This is a genomic window from Yersinia sp. 2540 StPb PI, from assembly GCF_052217165.1.
Lineage (GTDB): Bacteria > Pseudomonadota > Gammaproteobacteria > Enterobacterales > Enterobacteriaceae > Yersinia > Yersinia enterocolitica_E.
Window position 1 is genome coordinate 1,883,968 of record NZ_JAZGQC010000001.1, and the last position, 17,996, is coordinate 1,901,963.

The following is a 17,996-nucleotide window of genomic DNA, read 5'->3' on the forward strand; positions in this document are numbered from 1 at the left end:
CTTATTGAGGCTCACCCTACGGGCCAGCGCAAGCGCTGTTCAAAATGGTTTACAACCCATTTGTCTCTTGCTTGCCGTCTGCCTACAGCTTGAAATCTATTGGGCATAATCAGGAGTCATCTTTCAAACCGTAGGTGTGTTGGCGGCTCTAGTTACCCGGCCCATCCTTGGGGGTTAGCGGCTCTCGTTACTCTTTCGCGCGCGGTGGCCTGCCTGGGAAGCGACGACGCACCAGAACAAAGAACAGCGGTACAAAGAAAATCGCCAGCACGGTAGCTGAAATCATCCCCCCCATCACACCAGTACCTACGGCATGTTGGCTACCTGAGCCTGCACCCTGGCTGATAGCCATGGGTAACACACCAAAGATAAATGCCAGCGAGGTCATCAAAATAGGCCGCAACCGCTGGCGGGAAGCCTCAAGAGTGGCTTCGACTAAATCTTTACCTTTATTGTTTAATTCGCTGGCAAACTCGACGATTAAAATGGCGTTTTTGGCCGATAAGCCAATAATGGTCAGCAACCCGACCTGGAAATAAACGTCATTCTCCAACCCGCGCATCCAGGTGGCCGCCACCGCACCTATAACCCCGAGAGGCACCACCAACATCACAGAGAACGGTATTGACCAGCTCTCATACAATGCCGCCAAACACAAAAACACCACCAGTAACGAGATGGCATAGAGGGCCGGGGCCTGTGAACCCGATAGCCGCTCCTGATAGGACATACCTGTCCACTCCAGACCAAAACCATTCGGTAGCTGTTTGACCAGATTCTCCATTACATCCATTGCAGTACCGGTACTGATACCTGGTGCCGCCTCACCGACAATTTCCAGTGCAGAATAACCGTTATAGCGCTCCAATCGTGGTGAGCCATATTCCCAGCGGGTAGTAGAGAACGCCGAGAAGGGCACCATGCTGCCGCTTTTATTACGGACATACCATTTGTTAACGTCTTCCGGCAGCATACGGGCGGTGGCCTCAGACTGCACATAGACTTTCTTCACCCGCCCACGATCAACAAAGTCGTTAACATAAGTCGAACCCCAGGCCGTTTTCAGGGTGTTGTTAATATCATCCAGTGCTACGCCCAACGCTTGTGCTTTGCGTTGATCGATATCTATCTGCAACTGCGGACTATCGTCCAATCCGTTATGTCGCACCCGGGTCAGGGCTGGCTCTTTAGCAGCCATCTGTAATAACTGATCGCGAGCAGCCATCAATTTGTCATGGCCCAAACCGCCGTGATCTTGTAATTCCATATCAAAACCTGATGAGCCACCCAAGCCTGAAATGGCTGGCGGGCTACTGACCGACACTCTGGCCTCGGCAATTTTATTAAATACTTTGGTGGCGCGTTCAATAATGGCAAAAGAAGAGTTATTACTCTCTTTACGCTGATCCCAATCAGACAGCCGGATGAAGAGGCGTGCCACATTTTGGCCGTTACCACCTGGGCCGGACCCCACCGTTGAGAATACCGACAATACATTATTCTTTTCTTCCGTCAGGAAGTAGTTCTCTACTTTTTCAACCACTTTCAGTGTCTGTTGTTGGGTTGAACCCACCGGGAGCTGGACTTGGGCCATAAACACACCACGGTCTTCCAATGGTAAGAACGACGTCGGTAACTTGATGAACAACAGCGCCAGCCCGCCCAACAGCAGAAAATAGAGCAACATATAGCGCAGACTATGATGTAACACCTGAGCCACACCTTTCTCGTAACGGCGAGTGTTACTATCGAACATACGGTTAAACCAACCGAAAAAGCCACGCTTGGCGTGATGATGGCCCTGCTGAATGGGTTTGAGCATGGTGGCGCAAAGTGCTGGGGTTAGAATCAAGGCGACCAGCACCGAAAGCACCATGGCAGAAACGATGGTAATGGAGAATTGGCGGTAGATGGCCCCGGTGGTGCCACCGAAGAATGCCATCGGGATAAACACGGCAGACAGCACCAGCGCAATACCCACCAATGCGCCCTGAATTTGCCCCATAGACTTACGAGTGGCTTCGCGCGGCCCTAGTCCTTCTTCGCTCATCACTCGTTCGACGTTTTCCACCACCACGATGGCATCGTCAACCAACAGCCCGATCGCCAATACAATGGCAAACATGGTTAGGGTATTAATACTGAATCCGAACGCCGACAGTACTGCGAACGTGCCCAATAGCACCACTGGGACGGCAATTGTTGGGATAAGGGTGGCGCGGAAATTCTGCAAAAAGAGATACATCACCAGGAAAACCAACAAAATGGCTTCCAACAATGTTTTTACCACATCCTTGATTGAGGCTTTAACGAACGGTGTGGTTTCATAAGCGATTTTGGCTTCAAGACCGTGCGGGAAAAACGGGGCCAGTTCTGCTATCCGGGCCTTAACCAACTCATCGGTTTGCAATTCATTGGCACCGGAGGCGAGCTTGATACTCATCCCTGATGCAGCCTGGCCATTAAAGCGACTCAGATAATCATATCTTTCAGCACCCATCTCAATTTTAGCCACATCACCCAATGTGACCAGCGACCCGTCCTGGTTGACCCGCAGCGTGATCTCCCTAAATTGCTCTGGTGTCTGTAATTGAGATTGAGCATTAATGGTGGCATTTAATGCCTGATTATCGACGGCAGGGGTTCCACCTAATTGGCCCACCGCAATCTGACTATTTTGCGATTGGATAGCGCTGACAATATCTTGGGTGGTCAGTTGATAATTATTGAGTTTATTGGGGTCGAGCCAGATACGCATAGCATATTGGGAACCGAAGGCATCAATGCTGCCGACCCCTTCGATACGGCTAAGTGGGTCTTGTAGATTACTGGCGACATAGTCGGCAATATCTTGTTTATCCATACTGCCATCGGTGGAGACAAAGGCCACCATCATCAAGGTGTTATCACCGGATTTTGAAACTGAAACCCCTTGCTGTTGTACGTCTTGTGGCAGTTTTTTAATGGCAGACTGCAACTGATTCTGTACCTGCTGCATCGCTTCGTTAGGATCAGTACCCGCTTGGAATGTCAGGGTTATTGATGCGCTGCCAGAGTTGCTGCTTTGCGATGACATATACAGCAGTTTATCAAGGCCGGTCATGCTTTGCTCGATAACCTGCGTGACGGTATTTTCCAGTGTTTGTGCCGAGGCTCCTGGATATGAGGCACTAATGCGGACATTAGGTGGTGCCAGATTCGGGTATTGCTCAACCGGCAGCGTTGAGATTGCTAAAGCCCCGGTAAGACACAAAATTATCGCCAATACCCAAGCAAAGATCGGGCGGTCGATGAAAAAATTAGCCATGCAGTGCCAGCCTCTATAAATAAAAAATCATATCCAGCAGAATCTACTGTGCACTTTACGCGGGAATGCGGGTGGAAACGTGAAGAAAATATGGAGAACCTGTAAAAAACCTCGATAAAACTGAGTTAATCCATCTCAATGTAGAAAATAATGATAAACAGGTGTTTTTTCTGGCATCAGGTAAACTGATTATATCCCAAGAATTTAGCGTGGCAGCCAGGTTGCAATGTTAAATAAGCAGGGAATAGCAGTCACTCAAAATAGGAATTTTTATGGAGCTAAATCCAGTGTTTGCCCGCCGTCTCTATCTCTGCTGGTTAATCAGCAGTGGTGACTCGCTTAATGTACCGCGCTTGATGGAATTGACCGGCTGGCCACGGCGCACTTTGCAAGATGTCTTGAAGGCGCTACCCGGTTTGGGTATCACTCTGACTTTTGTGCAGCATGGCGTGCGCAATAACGCGGGTTATTACCAGTTAGATAGTTGGGGGCCACTGAACAAAAAATGGATATACGATAACCATGATTTTATTTTAGCGGCCATTGAGTAGCCTGACAGCCAGCGAATAGTTTGGTGGCTATTAAATAATTGGGTGGTGGTTAGTACTTTTTATTTTCCAAAAACAAAATGGTTGCTGCCACTCGCGAACGCACATTTAACTTACGCAATAAATTACGAATATGTACTTTTACGGTTTCTTCTGAAATGTGTAATTCAAATGCGACTTGCTTATTGGACATACCGCGCGCCACTTCTTGCAGCACATCTAATTCACGCTCGGTTAACTCGGAGAAAGGATTAATCTCTTCATGGCGGGAGGATAAGTACTGTGCAACTTCATTGCTGAATACACTCTCGCCACGCGCTGCCTGACGGATATTTTCCAGTAATACTTCCGGTTCGCTATCTTTGAGCAGATAACCATCAGCACCGGCATCAATCATGGCATATACATCGCTGCGCGCATCAGAAACTGTCAGCACGATAATTCGCGCATCAATCCCGTCATGTCGTAATGCTTTTAGGGTATCTAGCCCAGACATCCCTTTCATATTCAGGTCGAGCAGAATGACATCCGGCTGACATTTGGCCGCTGCGGTAATAGCCTCACTGCCGCAGTTAGCTTCGGCAACGACATCAAAACTGTGGTCCATCTCAAGTAATTGCCGAATACCACGGCGCATAAGGGGATGGTCATCAACGATCATAATGGTGTGACTTTTGGTCATATAAGTAATGTCCCTGTAACCGATATATGCCCATTATCTTGCAAATTGCATGGGGGGATTGACGGTTGATGTTACTCGGCCCCTGTGAGCGGTGAGCACATCTGTTCCTGACCGCCTTCCTGCACTTTGTAATCTATTGGGTATAGACGTTAAATATTTTGGCTGTTGAATACAGATTATTTTTGATAGCCAATTTAGCAGGCTACGTTATCCATTATTGTTAGTAAAACTGCGATCTAAGTGTACCTCAAAACTGAGGCCAAATTCATTTAACCGCAACAGTTTACCTGAAGAAATAATTACCAAAGTATCATCTTGTTTGATAGCTATTCTCATTAAACAAATCGTTATATAAAAAAGGTAATAACGCAAATAGATTTAACAGTGACAAACTGCGTAAATAACCACTAAATTAATTGATCTTGCTCAATATCTACCACCGATTAACCCTAAAGAGTAATTATTTTATTACTCATTATTCTGTATCTAATACCTAAACACTGGGGAAATCTTTTAATAAAAATAAGAATTATTATCACTAGCCAATGTAAACCTCCGGGCTTTGAATGAACTCTTTCTATCGCACATGCGGGCGCGCCAGTAGATGTTAAGGATATCAGTATGACTGATTTATCACGGCGTAAATTGCTGACTGGCCTTTGGCAAGCAGATAAACGAGAACTTTCAGTGCATAGGCCCCCCTGGTCGGTGATGGAAGCCGATTTTATTGCTGGCTGTACCCGCTGTCATGCCTGTGTGACTGCCTGTGAAACCGGCGTATTGGTGGTTGGCAGTGGCAGATTCCCCGAAATAGATTTCCAACGTGCTGAATGTAGTTTTTGTCAGGCCTGTGCACAGGTGTGTGAGGCCGGTGTTTTTACCGCAACAGCTCTGACGCCCTGGCGACTTAAAATCAACATTTCAGAGCGCTGTTTACCTTTCCACAATATTGAATGCCGTAGCTGTCAGGATAGCTGTGAGAGTAGGGCAATTCGATTTCGTCCGCGCGTAAACGGCATTGCTCAGCCCGAATTAGACCTTCCTGCTTGTAACGGATGTGGTGCCTGTGTGCCCAGTTGTCCGGTTCAGGCAGTAACCCTTACCCGGAGTGAAGATGGACGATAAAGAATGGCATGTCTGTGGATTGGTGCTGCAAGCCAAACCGGCGCGAATTGCACAACTGATCGACGACCTGTTGGCTATCCCGGGAACAGAAATACCCACCAGTGATGCCACTCTGGGCAAGTTGGTGGTGGTTATGCAGGCGGCGCGCTCAGACGTGCTCCTGAATCATATTGAGTCAGCACGTAATCTGGATGGTGTGCTGGCTGTATCGCTGGTTTATCACCAGCAGGAAAGCCAAGGTGAGGAAATGCCATGAAACTCAGCCGCCGGGATTTTATGAAGGCCAATGCTGCGGTAGCCGCAGCCGCAGCCGCCGGATTGACCATACCTACTGTCGCTAAAGCCGTGGTGGGTGAAACAACAAATGCAATAAAATGGGACAAAGCACCTTGCCGATTCTGTGGCACTGGCTGCGGTGTATTGGTCGGAACACAAAATGGCCGTATCGTGGCGTCGCAAGGGGATCCCGACTCTCCGGTTAACCGTGGACTAAACTGCGTCAAAGGCTATTTCCTGCCGAAAATCCTGTATGGCAAAGACCGACTGACTCAACCGCTGCTGCGCATGAAAGACGGTCAGTATGATAAAGAAGGTGATTTTACCCCGATAAGTTGGGAGAAAGCCTTTGATATCATGGAGCTGAAATTCAAAAACGCGCTAAAAGAAAAAGGCCCAACCTCGGTGGGTATGTTCGGCTCTGGCCAATGGACGGTATGGGAGGGCTATGCGGCTTCCAAGTTGCTGAAAGCAGGCTTCCGCTCCAACAATCTGGACCCGAATGCTCGTCATTGTATGGCCTCTTCGGTGGTGGGTTTTATGCGTACCTTTGGTATGGATGAACCTATGGGTTGCTTCGATGATATTGAAGAAGCAGATGCATTCGTGCTCTGGGGATCCAATATGGCAGAAATGCACCCGATTTTGTGGTCGCGCATGACCAGCCGCCGCCTGACCGATGACAATGTCAGGATCGCCGTCCTTTCTACCTTTGAGCACCGTAGTTTTGAGCTGGCAGATAACCCGATCGTCTTCACGCCACAGACCGATCTGGCCATCATGAATTACATCGCCAATTACATTATCCAGAATAATGCTGTTGATCAGGGTTTCCTCGACCGCCATGTGAATTTCCGCCGTGGTGCCACCGATATCGGTTATGGTCTGCGCCCAACCCATCCGTTGGAAAAAGCCGCCAAGAATCCGGGTAGTGATGCCTCCGAGCCGATGAGTTTTGATGATTTCAAAGCCTTTGTCGCGCAATATACCCTAGAGAAAACCGCTAAAATGAGCGGCGTGCCGGAGGATCAACTGGTGTCATTGGCGCAGTTGTATGCTGATCCGAAAGTAAAATTAGTCTCCTACTGGACCATGGGTTTTAACCAACACACCCGCGGGGTTTGGGCCAACAACATGTGCTACAACCTGCACCTGTTAACCGGCAAAATCTCTAAACCGGGGTCTGGCCCATTCTCTCTGACCGGCCAGCCTTCTGCTTGTGGCACAGCCCGTGAAGTGGGGACCTTCTCCCATCGTCTACCGGCAGATATGGTGGTGACCAACGAAAAACATCGCCAGATTGCTGAAACCAAGTGGCAACTGCCTGCCGGCACTATCCCTGAGAAGGTGGGGCTGCATGCGGTGGCGCAAGATCGCGCGCTAAAAGACGGCACCCTTAATGCTTACTGGGTGATGTGTAATAACAACATGCAAGCGGGTCCGAATATCAATGAAGAGCGCATGCCGGGTTGGCGTGATCCGCGCAACTTTATTGTGGTTTCTGACCCTTATCCCACTATCAGTGCACTGGCTGCTGATCTTATTTTACCGACTGCGATGTGGGTGGAAAAAGAGGGTGCTTATGGCAATGCAGAGCGACGCACCCAATTCTGGCGTCAGCAAGTCCCTGCACCAGGCGAGGCGAAATCTGACTTATGGCAGATTGTCGAATTCGCCAAACGCTTCAAAGTTGAAGAGGTTTGGCCTGCTGAGTTGGTCGATAAAAAACCGGAGTATCGCGGTAAGACGCTGTATGACGTGCTGTTTGCCAACGATGTGGTCAGCAAATATCCACTGAGTGAAATCCCCGCCGATCAACTGAACGACGAAGCACGCGATTTCGGCTTCTACATTCAGAAAGGGCTGTTTGAAGAGTATGCCGATTTTGGTCGCGGACACGGCCATGACTTAGCACCGTTTGACCGTTATCACCAAGAGCGCGGTCTGCGCTGGCCGGTGGTGAATGGTAAAGAAACCCTCTGGCGTTACCGTGAGGGGTTCGATCCCTTCGTGCCGAAAGGCGAAGAGGTGCGTTTCTACGGTAAGCCTGACGGTAAGGCGGTAATTTTTGCGCTACCCTACGAGCCTGCGGCTGAAAGCCCGGATCAGGAATATGACCTGTGGCTCTCTACCGGCCGTGTGCTGGAGCATTGGCATACCGGTTCCATGACCCGTCGCGTTCCTGAGTTACACCGTGCTTTCCCTGAAGCGGTGCTATTCATTCACCCACTGGATGCCAAAGCCCGTGATTTGCGGCGTGGTGACAAAGTGAAAGTAATTTCACGCCGTGGCGAAGTGACCTCATTGGTAGAAACCCGTGGTCGTAACCGCCCACCACAAGGACTGGTGTATATGCCGTTCTTCGATGCCGCGCAGTTGGTCAATAACCTGACGCTGGATGCCACCGATCCGTTATCCAAAGAAACTGACTTCAAAAAATGTGCAGTGAAGTTGGCACGGGTAGTGGCGTAATTGAGATTGCCTGCCCTGCGGGGCAGGCATGAGCAGCCAGTTATAACCCTCATCCAGGGATGCTCAGGATAAAGACGGTGTACTCAGGAGAAAATAATGAATAACACGATTTTTAAATCATTCAACCGCCGGTTTTTGTCAGTTATATCGCTGCTGGCGGTGTTGGTGATCGCCGGTGCAGCCACTGCTGCCAGCAATGTCGAAATGGACTTGACTCAATCACCAGAAGTGTCTGGCACGGCTGAAGGCAAAGTGAAAATGCCGAAACAGCAACAGCGCATGGCACTGAACTATGTTAACCAACCCCCGCTAATCCCGCATAGCGTGGATGGCTATCAAATCAGTAAAAATACCAATCGTTGCCTGCAATGCCACGGTGTGGAGCACTATCGCACCACTGGAGCACCGCGTGTCAGCCCAACCCACTTTATTGACCGTGATGGCAAAGTATCGAGTGAAGTCTCACCACGTCGCTATTTCTGCCTGCAATGCCATGTGCCACAAACCGATGCCGCACCGATTGTCGGTAACAGCTTCCAGCCAGCCCCTGGCTTTGGCCAATAACCGAAATGAGCGATAAGCGAGATAAGTTATGAGCGAAACTAAAAAGCCCGGTGTTATCAGACGTATATGGCAGTGGTGGCGCAGGCCAAGCCGGCTGGCGCTCGGGACTTTACTGCTGATTGGCTTTGTCAGTGGCATCATTTTCTGGGGGGGATTTAACACCGGCATGGAGATGGCGAATACCGAGAAATTCTGTATTAGCTGCCATGAGATGAAAGATAACGTTTATCAGGAATATATGGGGACCATCCACTACAGCAACCGCAGTGGTGTGAAGGCGACCTGCCCGGATTGTCACGTTCCCCATGAGTGGGGGCCAAAGATGCTGCGTAAAATCAAGGCGAGTAAAGAGCTGTATGCCAAGGCTTTCGGCCTGATTGATACCCCGCAAAAGTTTGAGGCTCACCGCCTAACCATGGCCGAAAATGAGTGGGCGCGAATGAAAGCCAATGGCTCGCAAGAGTGCCGTAACTGCCATAATTTCGACAATATGGACTTCACCGCACAAAAAACGGTCGCGGCGAAAATGCACAGTAAGGCGATAACCGAAGGGAAAACCTGTATCGACTGCCACAAAGGGATAGCCCATAAGTTACCGGATATGAAGGATATTCCTACCGGCTTCTAACATCGCCTTTCTCCTTGGCGTTGCCGCAGTGTTAGCTGTTGAGTGACCTTGAGATGCCCTGTGGACGTCGTGTCGACAGGGCATTTTTTATTATGCGGGTTCCTATTGCAAAAAAGCAGGCACTAGCGTTAGCTAAGTAAATAAAATTTTATGATGTTGTTCGGAGTAGAGAAGGGTTTATGTCAGTCAAAATTGAAAATATTCAGAGTGAATTATTATCCAAAAACTGGTTCAAACTACACAAATACACCTTTGATTTAATAACTGATAACGGGACTCCGGTACAACAGATTCGTGAAGTGTATGACCGGGGTAACGGCGCAACCATTCTGCTGTATAACCGCCAGAAGGGTACCGTGGTACTGATTGAACAATTCCGCATGCCAACCTATGTGAATGGCAATCCTGGTGGCATGTTGCTGGAAGCCTGTGCCGGTTTGCTGGATAACGACTCACCGGAAGAGTGTATCCGCCGTGAAGCGATGGAAGAGACGGGTTATCAGGTTGATAAAGTGCAGAAGCTGTTTGAAGCTTATATGTCGCCGGGGGGCGTGACTGAAATTATCTATTTCTTTGCGGCGGAATATCATCCAGATCAGAAAATTACTGATGATGTCGGCGTGGAAGACGAGGTGATCGACGTGGTTGAACTGCCGTTTAGCGAAGCCATTGCCATGATTGCTGATGGCCGCATTAAAGATGGTAAGACGATTATGTTATTGCAATACGCCCAAATTCATAATTGGTTCAAATAAATACCTTTCTTACCGATATTGCCGTGATGTTAGCGGCATTCACTCCCCCGATTGTTGACCATCCTCTCTGATTGATAAGTAAATTCTTCAATTGAAGCAAAAATGTTATGCAGAGTATGGCCTGCTTCATAGATTGTGATAAATCACTCACTATACTGGTTCTGTTATTGGTCATATATACCCTTCGACCTTGAAACCACCGTGGTGTTAGCTACGTTCACTCACCCGAATCACTTATCATCGTGCGCTTATCGGGATTGGTTCACTTGCTGCCTGCCTGCAATTTCAAGTTTATTGGGTATAACCTCGAAGAATAAAATCAAAGGGAACCTACAATGGACGAACAGTTGAAACAGAGTGCGCTTGATTTTCACCAATATCCAACCCCAGGGAAAATTCAGGTGTCGCCAACCAAACCGCTAGCAACCCAACGGGATTTGGCGCTGGCTTACTCGCCCGGTGTGGCGGCTCCGTGTTTAGAAATTGCTGCTGATCCTTTGGCTGCTTACAAATACACGGCGCGCGGCAATCTGGTTGCTGTGATTTCCAATGGTACTGCGGTGCTGGGACTGGGCAATATTGGCGCATTGGCCGGTAAACCGGTAATGGAAGGTAAGGGCGTTCTGTTTAAGAAATTTTCAGGTATTGATGTATTTGATATTGAAGTGGATGAACTCGATCCAGACAAATTGATTGATATTATCGCGTCGCTGGAACCGACATTCGGTGGCATTAATCTGGAAGATATCAAAGCACCGGAATGTTTCTATATTGAGCAAAAATTGCGTGAACGCATGAAGATCCCGGTATTCCACGATGATCAGCATGGCACGGCGATTATCTGCACCGCTGCGGTACTCAATGGCCTGCGGGTGGTGAAGAAAGACATCAGCGATGTGAAACTGGTGGTATCAGGGGCAGGGGCGGCATCGATTGCCTGTTTAAACCTGCTGGTGGCGCTGGGATTAAAACATCACAATATCACTGCATGCGATTCCAAAGGTGTGATTTATAAAGGCCGTGAAGCCAATATGGCACAAACCAAAGCGGCGTATGCGATTGAAGATAACGGTCAACGCACGCTGGGTGATGCGATGCCAGGTGCGGACATCTTCCTCGGCTGTTCTGGCCCGGGGGTTTTAACTCAGGACATGGTGAAAACCATGGCACCGAACCCATTGATTTTGGCACTGGCGAACCCGGAACCAGAGATCCTGCCGCCGTTGGCGAAAGCGGTGCGCCCTGATGCGATTATTTGCACTGGCCGCTCGGATTATCCCAATCAGGTTAACAACGTACTGTGCTTCCCGTTCATCTTCCGTGGCGCGCTGGATGTCGGTGCCACCACCATTAATGAAGAGATGAAACTGGCTTGTGTGCATGCCATTGCGGACCTGGCGCTGGCTGAGCAGAGTGATGTGGTGGCATCCGCTTACGGTGAGCAAGACCTCTCCTTTGGCCCTGAGTACATAATTCCTAAACCATTCGACCCGCGTCTGATTGTAAAAATTGCACCGGCAGTGGCCAAAGCGGCGATGGACTCTGGTGTGGCAACCCGGCCAATTGCTGATTTTAGTGCTTACATCGAAAAGCTGTCTGAGTTTGTCTACAAAACTAACCTGTTTATGAAACCTATTTTCTCGCAGGCGAAGAAAGAGATGAAACGGGTGGTATTGGCGGAAGGGGAAGAAGAGCGGGTGCTGCATGCTACTCAGGAGTTGATCTCGCAGGAACTGGCTTATCCTATTCTGATTGGCCGCCCGAGTGTGATTGAGACCCGACTGAAGAAGTTGGGCCTGCAAATTACAGCAGGTAAAGACTTTGAGGTGGTTAACAATGAATCCGATTCGCGTTTTAACGAGTACTGGCAAGAGTATTATCAAATCATGAAACGTCGTGGCGTCTCGCAAGAGCAAGCCCGTCGTGCAGTGATTGGTAATCCCACACTGATTGGTTCGATCATGGTGCATCGTGGTGAAGCTGATGCAATGATTTGTGGCACTATCGGTACCTATCATGAACATTACGATGTGGTAGAGAAAGTATTCGGTTTCCGTGAAGGTGCTCATGTGGCGGGTGCGATGAATGCACTGTTGCTACCTACCGGTAACACTTTTATTGCGGATACTTATGTCAATGATGATCCGACACCAGAGCAGTTGGCTGAGATTACCTTAATGGCCGCTGAAACTGTGCGTCGCTTCGGGATTGAACCGAAAGTGGCACTGTTATCTCACTCCAGCTTTGGCACCTCAGACTGCCCAGCCGCGCGTAAAATGCGCCGCACGTTGGAATTGGTTAATCAGATGGCACCAGAGCTGGAAATTGACGGTGAGATGCATGGTGATGCCGCGCTGGTGGAAAGTATTCGCCATAACCTGATGCCAGACAGCCCATTGAAAGGTGCTGCCAACGTGTTGATTATGCCGAATATGGAAGCGGCACGTATCAGTTACAACCTGCTGCGGGTGACATCATCGGAAGGAGTAACGGTTGGGCCAGTGCTGATGGGGGTGGCGAAACCGGTGCATATCTTGACGCCAATTGCTTCAGTGCGTCGGATCGTGAATATGGTGGCGTTAGCGGTGGTTGAAGCGCAAACCGAACCTTTATAAGTTACTTGCGTTATAACACAATGAGCCAAGGGGCGACCGCACCTACGGGCGCTCCGGCGACTTACGTCGCTACGACCCGAACGGGGCGTTTCCCCTTGGTTTAGCATCGTCAGTTTGCTGAAACCCATCTTCTGAAGTGGATCCTATTTATATTGAATACGTTATTTGGCGGTTTTTTGTTTATCAGGATCTAACCGCAGTTTTTGCAGGCTTGCTGTAACCACTTATCCAGTTCGTTGGCAAATTGCTGGCGGTCACGCTGATTTAAGGTGTTAGGTCCACCGGTTTGAATGCCGCTGGCACGCATGGTATCCATAAAGTCACGCATATTCAGCCGTTCACGGATGGTGTCTGGTGTATAGCGCTCACCGCGTGGATTCAGGGCGATACCGCCTTTGTCTATCACTTCGGCGGCCAGGGGAATATCTGCCGTGATAACCAGATCATTTTTCTCCACCCGTTGCACGATTTCATTATCAGCAACATCAAAACCGGAGGCGACTTGTAAGGTTCGGATAAATTTTGATGGTGGGGTTTTCAATGGCTGATTAGCCACCAGCGTGACCATCATGCCGGTACGATCTGCGGCGCGAAATAACACCTCTTTAATCACATTCGGACAGGCGTCCGCATCAACCCAAATTTGCATCAGTGCTGTTCTCCGGTCGCTAGCCACTCTTTTACGGGCAGAAAATCGCGATATAGCGCCGCTTCAGCGCTATCTTCTGCCGGCTGATAGTTATATTCCCAGCGCACCAGGGGTGGCAGCGACATCAAAATAGATTCGGTACGACCACCGGTTTGCAAACCGAACAAGGTGCCACGGTCCCACACCAGATTAAATTCCACATAACGGCCACGGCGATAAAGTTGGAACTGACGCTCACGCTCCCCCCAACTCAATGCTTTGCGCCGTGCAACAATAGGCATATAAGCATCAAGGAAACCATCACCTACCGCCTGAGTGAAGCGGAAACAGGTATCAAAATCAGGGCTATTCAAGTCATCGTAAAACAGGCCACCAATGCCTCGCGCTTCATTGCGATGCTTGATATAGAAGTAATCGTCACACCATTTTTTATAGCGTGGGTAGATTTCTTTACCAAAAGGTTGGCACAACTGATGGGCGGTCTGATGCCAGTGAATAGCATCTTCTTCAAAGCCGTAGTAAGGGGTTAAATCGAAACCGCCACCAAACCACCACACCGGATCTTCGCCAGGTTTCTCAGCAATAAAGAAACGCACATTGGCATGGCTGGTGGGCAGATAAGGGCTTAGTGGATGAATCACCAGCGACACCCCAAGTGCCTGAAAACTACGACCGGCCAATTCGGGGCGATGCGCAGTAGCGGATGCGGGTAATGCTGCACCAGACACATGAGAGAAATTAACCCCCGCCTGTTCAAATACCACCCCATTAACCAATACCCGACTGCGCCCGCCGCCGCCTTCTTCGCGGATCCAGCTCTCTTCTGTGAAGGTTGCTCCGCCATCGGCATGTGTCAGTGCGGCACAGATTTTATCCTGCAAAGCTAGCAGGTAGGTTTTGATTTGGGCGGTATCGGGTGAATTCATCAGCGAGGGTTCTATTAGCTTGCAAATATTTAGGGGCCAAGTATACCCCGATTCGCCGCCATTATTGTACTTTCTGTGTGGATTTGCGGCTATTAAACTACAAGATCGGCAAGATTTATCTGCTTCTTCTCAAATATCATTACTCACTATCACGGTGGGAAATATCACTTTAATATTGCGTGATATAATATTGCCACGATAATCAGAATATCCATATTACTCAAGGGTGCAAACATCCATGGAAATCCGCGTATTTCAGCAAGACGATTTTGAAGAAGTGATTCTGCTGTGGGAGCATTGCGACTTGCTGCGGCCTTGGAATGATCCAGAAATGGATATTGAGCGTAAGTTGAATCACTCGCCCGAACTGTTTTTAGTAGCGGAAGTGAGTGGGGCGATTGTGGGGTCAATCATGGGCGGTTACGATGGCCACCGTGGCTCGGCTTATTATCTGGGGGTCCATCCTGACTTCCGTGGCCGTGGCTTTGCCAATGCGCTGATCAGCCGCCTAGAAAAGAAACTCATTGCCCGCGGCTGCCCAAAGCTGAATATCATGGTGCGCGAAGACAATGACGCAGTGATCGGCATGTATGAAAAGCTCGATTACGAAACCCAAGACACGATTATGCTGGGCAAACGGCTGATTGTGGATCAGGAGTATTAAGGTCGCCCTTTTGGCCTCACCCTTAATATGGTAATAACCCTATCCCCAAAAGCTGATAAAGCCGCAGAGGATAGGGTAAAGATTAATTACTTAATCTTGGTAATACTTTTCACATCAACTTCTACCGAGTTCCAGTCTTTATCAACTTCGCCTTCGATTTGGACTTTATCTTGTGGCGAGATGGTTTGACCGTTCCAGCGCTTGTTATCAATATCAACGGTAATGGTACCGGTGCTGTCGCGGAAGGTGTAAGTATCGTGGCCAAGGCGCTCGACAATATTCCCTTGCAGAGTGACATGGGTGTCATCACGCATGGTTTTGACTTTATCTACCGTGGTATTGGCTGCACTTGGACCCGCAAATCCGCCCTGAGCCGTCGGTTGTGTCTGTGTTGCTGCCGGGCCGTCGAAGCCCCCTTGTGCTGTGGCACTCTGTGCCAGCAATGGCGTGCTGCATAACATAACCAAGGTTGCCGCTAAGGTTAATTTCTTCATTTTATTGCTCCTTCAATGCATGAATCATTACGTTTGAAAACAAAAACTACACAAGCCTTTGTGGTACCCAATAGTAGACCAAATTTGCGTTAAGGCGTGCTGAAGTATTGCAATACGATGGCCGCGAGTCTATCCGATTAGACCTATTTATTGGTTATAACAATTAAAGCCGGTAGTGTTATGGCACTTTTTTAGCTGTGTGGACTCAAACCACTGGTTATCATTTTTAAACTGCGCATGTAGATGCCCTCTGTAACTTGTACAATGCAGAACAGCTTACCGGATGCGGTGGTTTTATAAGGAGCTTTAGATGAATATTCGCCCACGGTTATCTGGGGTGAGATTGTTATTACTGGGTGCCCCTTTGTTGTTAGCCGGGTGCTCAACCATGTCAGGTTTTTCCTGGTCCAGTCTGTCACCACTGAATTGGTTTGGCAGCAGCAGTATGCAGGTGACTGATCAGGGGGTTGGTGGAATTACCGCCACTACTGCGTTGACTGAGAGTGATATCAAAGAGGGGTTAAAAGGCGATTTCCGGCTGCGTAGCGGTATGGCGACCAACGACGATAAATTGATTTCCTTCTATCAGGCGATGAAAGAGAACCAAATCAAACTGGTTATCTCAGGGCAACCGAAAGGCACGGTAGAGCGCATTGATGTTATGGATAAGTCTATTCCCAGCCAATGGGGTGTTACGATTGGTACACCATTCAGTGAACTATATAAAAAAGCCTTTGGTGTTTGCCGCAAAGGCAGCGGTGATGATAGTGCGCAAATAGAGTGTGCGGCACCGGACAGCAAGCACGTCAGCTATTTATTTGATGGCGACTGGCATGGTCCTGAAGGTTTAATGCCATCCGATGATACATTGCAAAGTTGGAAAGTGAGCAAGATTATCTGGCGAGCTAAAGGCGAATAACCATCCCTTGGTTCCTGACGTTATAGCAGTGTTAGCGGCACTCATTACTCGGCCCATTATTTGGGCATCTGAAGGTGAGGCCGCTGCAAACCGCGTCCAAATTGGCTTCTGGCAGATTTATCATTACTAGCTAATAATATTCCCACCTTTGGTCTCACTTCCTCTGCCTAAATTTATTTTGCGTTGCCGCAAGGTAATCCTAATCGGTTCAGCTATTATATTCGCCATAATTAATACCGATATTTTGTGAGGAACCAAACATGACTCAAGTTCAGAGTGGCATTCTGATGGAACATTGTCGTTTTGCCATTTTTATGGAAGCAAAAGTACAGGGCGAGCTAGATGCTATTCGTCAGGGGTGCAAACAATTCTGTCAGTCATTGCAGGAGTTACAGCAAAAATTTCCTAACGAGTATTTAGGTGCTGTGATTGCTTTTGGTTCTGATATTTGGCATGACCTATCCGGTGGTAAAGGGGCTAATGAGTTAAAACCTTTTGTGCCATTAGGCAAAGCACCAATGGTTGCCCCCGCAACACAACGCGATTTATTGATTCATATTCAGTCATTGCGTCAGGATATCAACTTTACTTTAGCCCAGGCCGCGATGGCTGCTTTTGGCGATGCCATCACCGTTGAAGAAGAGACACATGGTTTTCGCTGGGTAGAAGAACGTGATTTTACTGGTTTTATTGATGGCACCGAAAACCCACAAGGGGAAAGCCGCTCGGAAGTGGCGGTGATTGCGGATGGTGAAGAAGATGCCGGTGGCAGCTATGTGTTAGTACAGCGTTATGAGCACGACCTGAAAAAATGGCAGCGTATTCCTGAACATAAGCAAGAGCAAATTGTTGGGCGTACCAAGCATGCTAGCGAAGAATTGCCATCAGATAAGCGCCCGGAGACCTCCCATGTTAGCCGGGTCGATTTAAAAGAAAATGGCAAAGGATTGAAAATTCTGCGTCAAAGCTTGCCTTACGGTACCGCCAGTGGCAAACACGGTTTGTACTTTATTGCTTATTGCGCACGCTTACATAATATCGAACAACAATTATTAAGTATGTTTGGCGCGATAGACGATAAGCACGATCTGTTATTAGGTTTCAGTAAGCCAGTAACCGGTAGTTATTACTTCGCACCGTCGCTGACTCAATTATTATCGCTGTAATGACGAAAGGCTGAAGGGCCGGTTTTTCGCAACCGACAATTTTTACTCAATAAGTCTTTGCTATCACCCGGTGCCGGTTGGCCGGGTTTTTTAATGGGCAAAAGGGAGTGGCTTGCGACCAGCGTTGTTGCTGGCTTAGAGCATTTGATACTTGAACATCACTAAACGGTATATAAAAGCATTATAGGTATGCACCTAGTTATAAA

Annotated in this window: 16 protein-coding genes; 11 read left to right on the top strand and 5 right to left on the bottom strand. The window is 48.6% G+C overall.

All coding sequences use genetic code 11. From position 1 onward, the window contains the following. Positions 1–187: 187 nt before the first annotated feature. A complete protein-coding gene (acrD, locus tag V1956_RS08535) occupies positions 188–3,307 on the bottom strand; it encodes a multidrug efflux RND transporter permease AcrD (protein ID WP_372559619.1) in 3,120 nt (1,039 codons plus the stop codon). A 272-nt stretch (positions 3,308–3,579) separates the two neighbouring features. On the opposite strand from acrD, the gene V1956_RS08540 reads away from it, so the two are divergent. Beyond that, the gene (locus V1956_RS08540; RefSeq protein WP_372559618.1) at positions 3,580–3,858 is read left to right on the top strand and encodes a winged helix-turn-helix domain-containing protein; all 279 of its coding nucleotides are present in this window, start codon (positions 3,580–3,582) and stop codon (positions 3,856–3,858) included. Between the two features lie 49 nt (positions 3,859–3,907). On the opposite strand, the gene narP is transcribed toward V1956_RS08540, so the two are convergent. Continuing rightward, complete coding sequence (narP, locus tag V1956_RS08545; protein WP_442825017.1) at positions 3,908–4,537, bottom strand: nitrate/nitrite response regulator protein NarP; 630 nt, start codon at positions 4,535–4,537, stop codon at positions 3,908–3,910. Between the two features lie 621 nt (positions 4,538–5,158). Here narP and napF point away from each other — a divergent pair. The 7 genes from napF to maeB all read left to right on the top strand — a co-directional run bounded on the left by napF (position 5,159) and on the right by maeB (position 12,972). Then, entirely contained in the window at positions 5,159–5,662 is a 504-nt protein-coding gene (gene napF / locus V1956_RS08550; RefSeq protein WP_442825018.1) for a ferredoxin-type protein NapF, read from the top strand. Beyond that, the gene (napD, locus tag V1956_RS08555; protein ID WP_083163344.1) at positions 5,652–5,918 is read left to right on the top strand and encodes a chaperone NapD; all 267 of its coding nucleotides are present in this window, start codon (positions 5,652–5,654) and stop codon (positions 5,916–5,918) included. The genes napF and napD overlap by 11 nt, the downstream gene beginning before the upstream one ends. Further along, positions 5,915–8,410, top strand: coding sequence for a nitrate reductase catalytic subunit NapA (gene napA, locus V1956_RS08560; RefSeq protein WP_420074824.1), 2,496 nt, complete (start codon positions 5,915–5,917; stop codon positions 8,408–8,410). Before napD ends, napA begins: the two co-directional genes overlap by 4 nt. 96 nt (positions 8,411–8,506) lie before the next feature. Beyond that, the gene (gene napB, locus V1956_RS08565) at positions 8,507–8,974 is read left to right on the top strand and encodes a nitrate reductase cytochrome c-type subunit (RefSeq protein ID WP_372559614.1); all 468 of its coding nucleotides are present in this window, start codon (positions 8,507–8,509) and stop codon (positions 8,972–8,974) included. Positions 8,975–9,002: 28 nt separating this feature from the next. Then, entirely contained in the window at positions 9,003–9,602 is a 600-nt protein-coding gene (gene napC / locus V1956_RS08570) for a cytochrome c-type protein NapC (RefSeq protein ID WP_372559613.1), read from the top strand. A 179-nt stretch (positions 9,603–9,781) separates the two neighbouring features. After that, positions 9,782–10,357 (top strand): GDP-mannose pyrophosphatase NudK, encoded by a 576-nt coding sequence (nudK, locus tag V1956_RS08575; protein WP_372559612.1) that lies wholly within the window; start codon positions 9,782–9,784, stop codon positions 10,355–10,357. Positions 10,358–10,692: 335 nt separating this feature from the next. After that, entirely contained in the window at positions 10,693–12,972 is a 2,280-nt protein-coding gene (gene maeB, locus V1956_RS08580; RefSeq protein WP_083163356.1) for an NADP-dependent oxaloacetate-decarboxylating malate dehydrogenase, read from the top strand. 190 nt (positions 12,973–13,162) lie between these two features. Here the strand turns inward: maeB and V1956_RS08585 are convergent, their stop codons facing one another. Then, positions 13,163–13,621, bottom strand: a complete 459-nt coding sequence (locus V1956_RS08585; RefSeq protein ID WP_372559611.1) for a YaiI/YqxD family protein — start codon at positions 13,619–13,621, stop codon at positions 13,163–13,165. Further along, positions 13,621–14,547: an oxygen-dependent coproporphyrinogen oxidase gene (hemF, locus tag V1956_RS08590; RefSeq protein WP_420071680.1), complete on the bottom strand. Its 927-nt coding sequence runs from the start codon at positions 14,545–14,547 to the stop codon at positions 13,621–13,623. The genes V1956_RS08585 and hemF overlap by 1 nt, the downstream gene beginning before the upstream one ends. A 238-nt stretch (positions 14,548–14,785) precedes the next feature. Between hemF and V1956_RS08595 the strand changes: the two genes are divergently transcribed. Continuing rightward, complete coding sequence (locus tag V1956_RS08595) at positions 14,786–15,211, top strand: GNAT family acetyltransferase (protein WP_050073546.1); 426 nt, start codon at positions 14,786–14,788, stop codon at positions 15,209–15,211. Between the two features lie 86 nt (positions 15,212–15,297). On the opposite strand, the gene V1956_RS08600 is transcribed toward V1956_RS08595, so the two are convergent. Continuing rightward, positions 15,298–15,705, bottom strand: coding sequence for a YgiW/YdeI family stress tolerance OB fold protein (locus tag V1956_RS08600; RefSeq protein WP_372559598.1), 408 nt, complete (start codon positions 15,703–15,705; stop codon positions 15,298–15,300). Positions 15,706–16,015: 310 nt separating this feature from the next. Between V1956_RS08600 and V1956_RS08605 the strand changes: the two genes are divergently transcribed. Both V1956_RS08605 and V1956_RS08610 read left to right on the top strand, forming a co-directional pair. Further along, positions 16,016–16,624 (top strand): RpoE-regulated lipoprotein, encoded by a 609-nt coding sequence (locus V1956_RS08605; RefSeq protein WP_420071681.1) that lies wholly within the window; start codon positions 16,016–16,018, stop codon positions 16,622–16,624. A gap of 260 nt (positions 16,625–16,884) precedes the next feature. Then, positions 16,885–17,790 carry a Dyp-type peroxidase gene (locus V1956_RS08610; RefSeq protein ID WP_420071682.1) on the top strand — a complete coding sequence of 302 codons (906 nt, stop codon included), beginning with the start codon at positions 16,885–16,887 and terminating at the stop codon, positions 17,788–17,790. Positions 17,791–17,996 lie beyond the last annotated feature (206 nt).

Coding starts and splice junctions, on each gene's coding strand:
- napA (WP_420074824.1), top strand. CDS start 5,915: ATGAAACTCAGCCGCCGGGATTTTATGAAGGCCAATGCTGCGGTAGCC.
- napC (WP_372559613.1), top strand. CDS start 9,003: ATGAGCGAAACTAAAAAGCCCGGTGTTATCAGACGTATATGGCAGTGG.
- narP (WP_442825017.1), bottom strand. CDS start 4,537: ATGACCAAAAGTCACACCATTATGATCGTTGATGACCATCCCCTTATG.
- V1956_RS08585 (WP_372559611.1), bottom strand. CDS start 13,621: ATGCAAATTTGGGTTGATGCGGACGCCTGTCCGAATGTGATTAAAGAG.
- V1956_RS08540 (WP_372559618.1), top strand. CDS start 3,580: ATGGAGCTAAATCCAGTGTTTGCCCGCCGTCTCTATCTCTGCTGGTTA.
- V1956_RS08600 (WP_372559598.1), bottom strand. CDS start 15,705: ATGAAGAAATTAACCTTAGCGGCAACCTTGGTTATGTTATGCAGCACG.
- napB (WP_372559614.1), top strand. CDS start 8,507: ATGAATAACACGATTTTTAAATCATTCAACCGCCGGTTTTTGTCAGTT.
- napD (WP_083163344.1), top strand. CDS start 5,652: ATGGACGATAAAGAATGGCATGTCTGTGGATTGGTGCTGCAAGCCAAA.
- maeB (WP_083163356.1), top strand. CDS start 10,693: ATGGACGAACAGTTGAAACAGAGTGCGCTTGATTTTCACCAATATCCA.
- napF (WP_442825018.1), top strand. CDS start 5,159: ATGACTGATTTATCACGGCGTAAATTGCTGACTGGCCTTTGGCAAGCA.
- V1956_RS08610 (WP_420071682.1), top strand. CDS start 16,885: ATGACTCAAGTTCAGAGTGGCATTCTGATGGAACATTGTCGTTTTGCC.
- V1956_RS08595 (WP_050073546.1), top strand. CDS start 14,786: ATGGAAATCCGCGTATTTCAGCAAGACGATTTTGAAGAAGTGATTCTG.
- V1956_RS08605 (WP_420071681.1), top strand. CDS start 16,016: ATGAATATTCGCCCACGGTTATCTGGGGTGAGATTGTTATTACTGGGT.
- acrD (WP_372559619.1), bottom strand. CDS start 3,307: ATGGCTAATTTTTTCATCGACCGCCCGATCTTTGCTTGGGTATTGGCG.
- nudK (WP_372559612.1), top strand. CDS start 9,782: ATGTCAGTCAAAATTGAAAATATTCAGAGTGAATTATTATCCAAAAAC.
- hemF (WP_420071680.1), bottom strand. CDS start 14,547: ATGAATTCACCCGATACCGCCCAAATCAAAACCTACCTGCTAGCTTTG.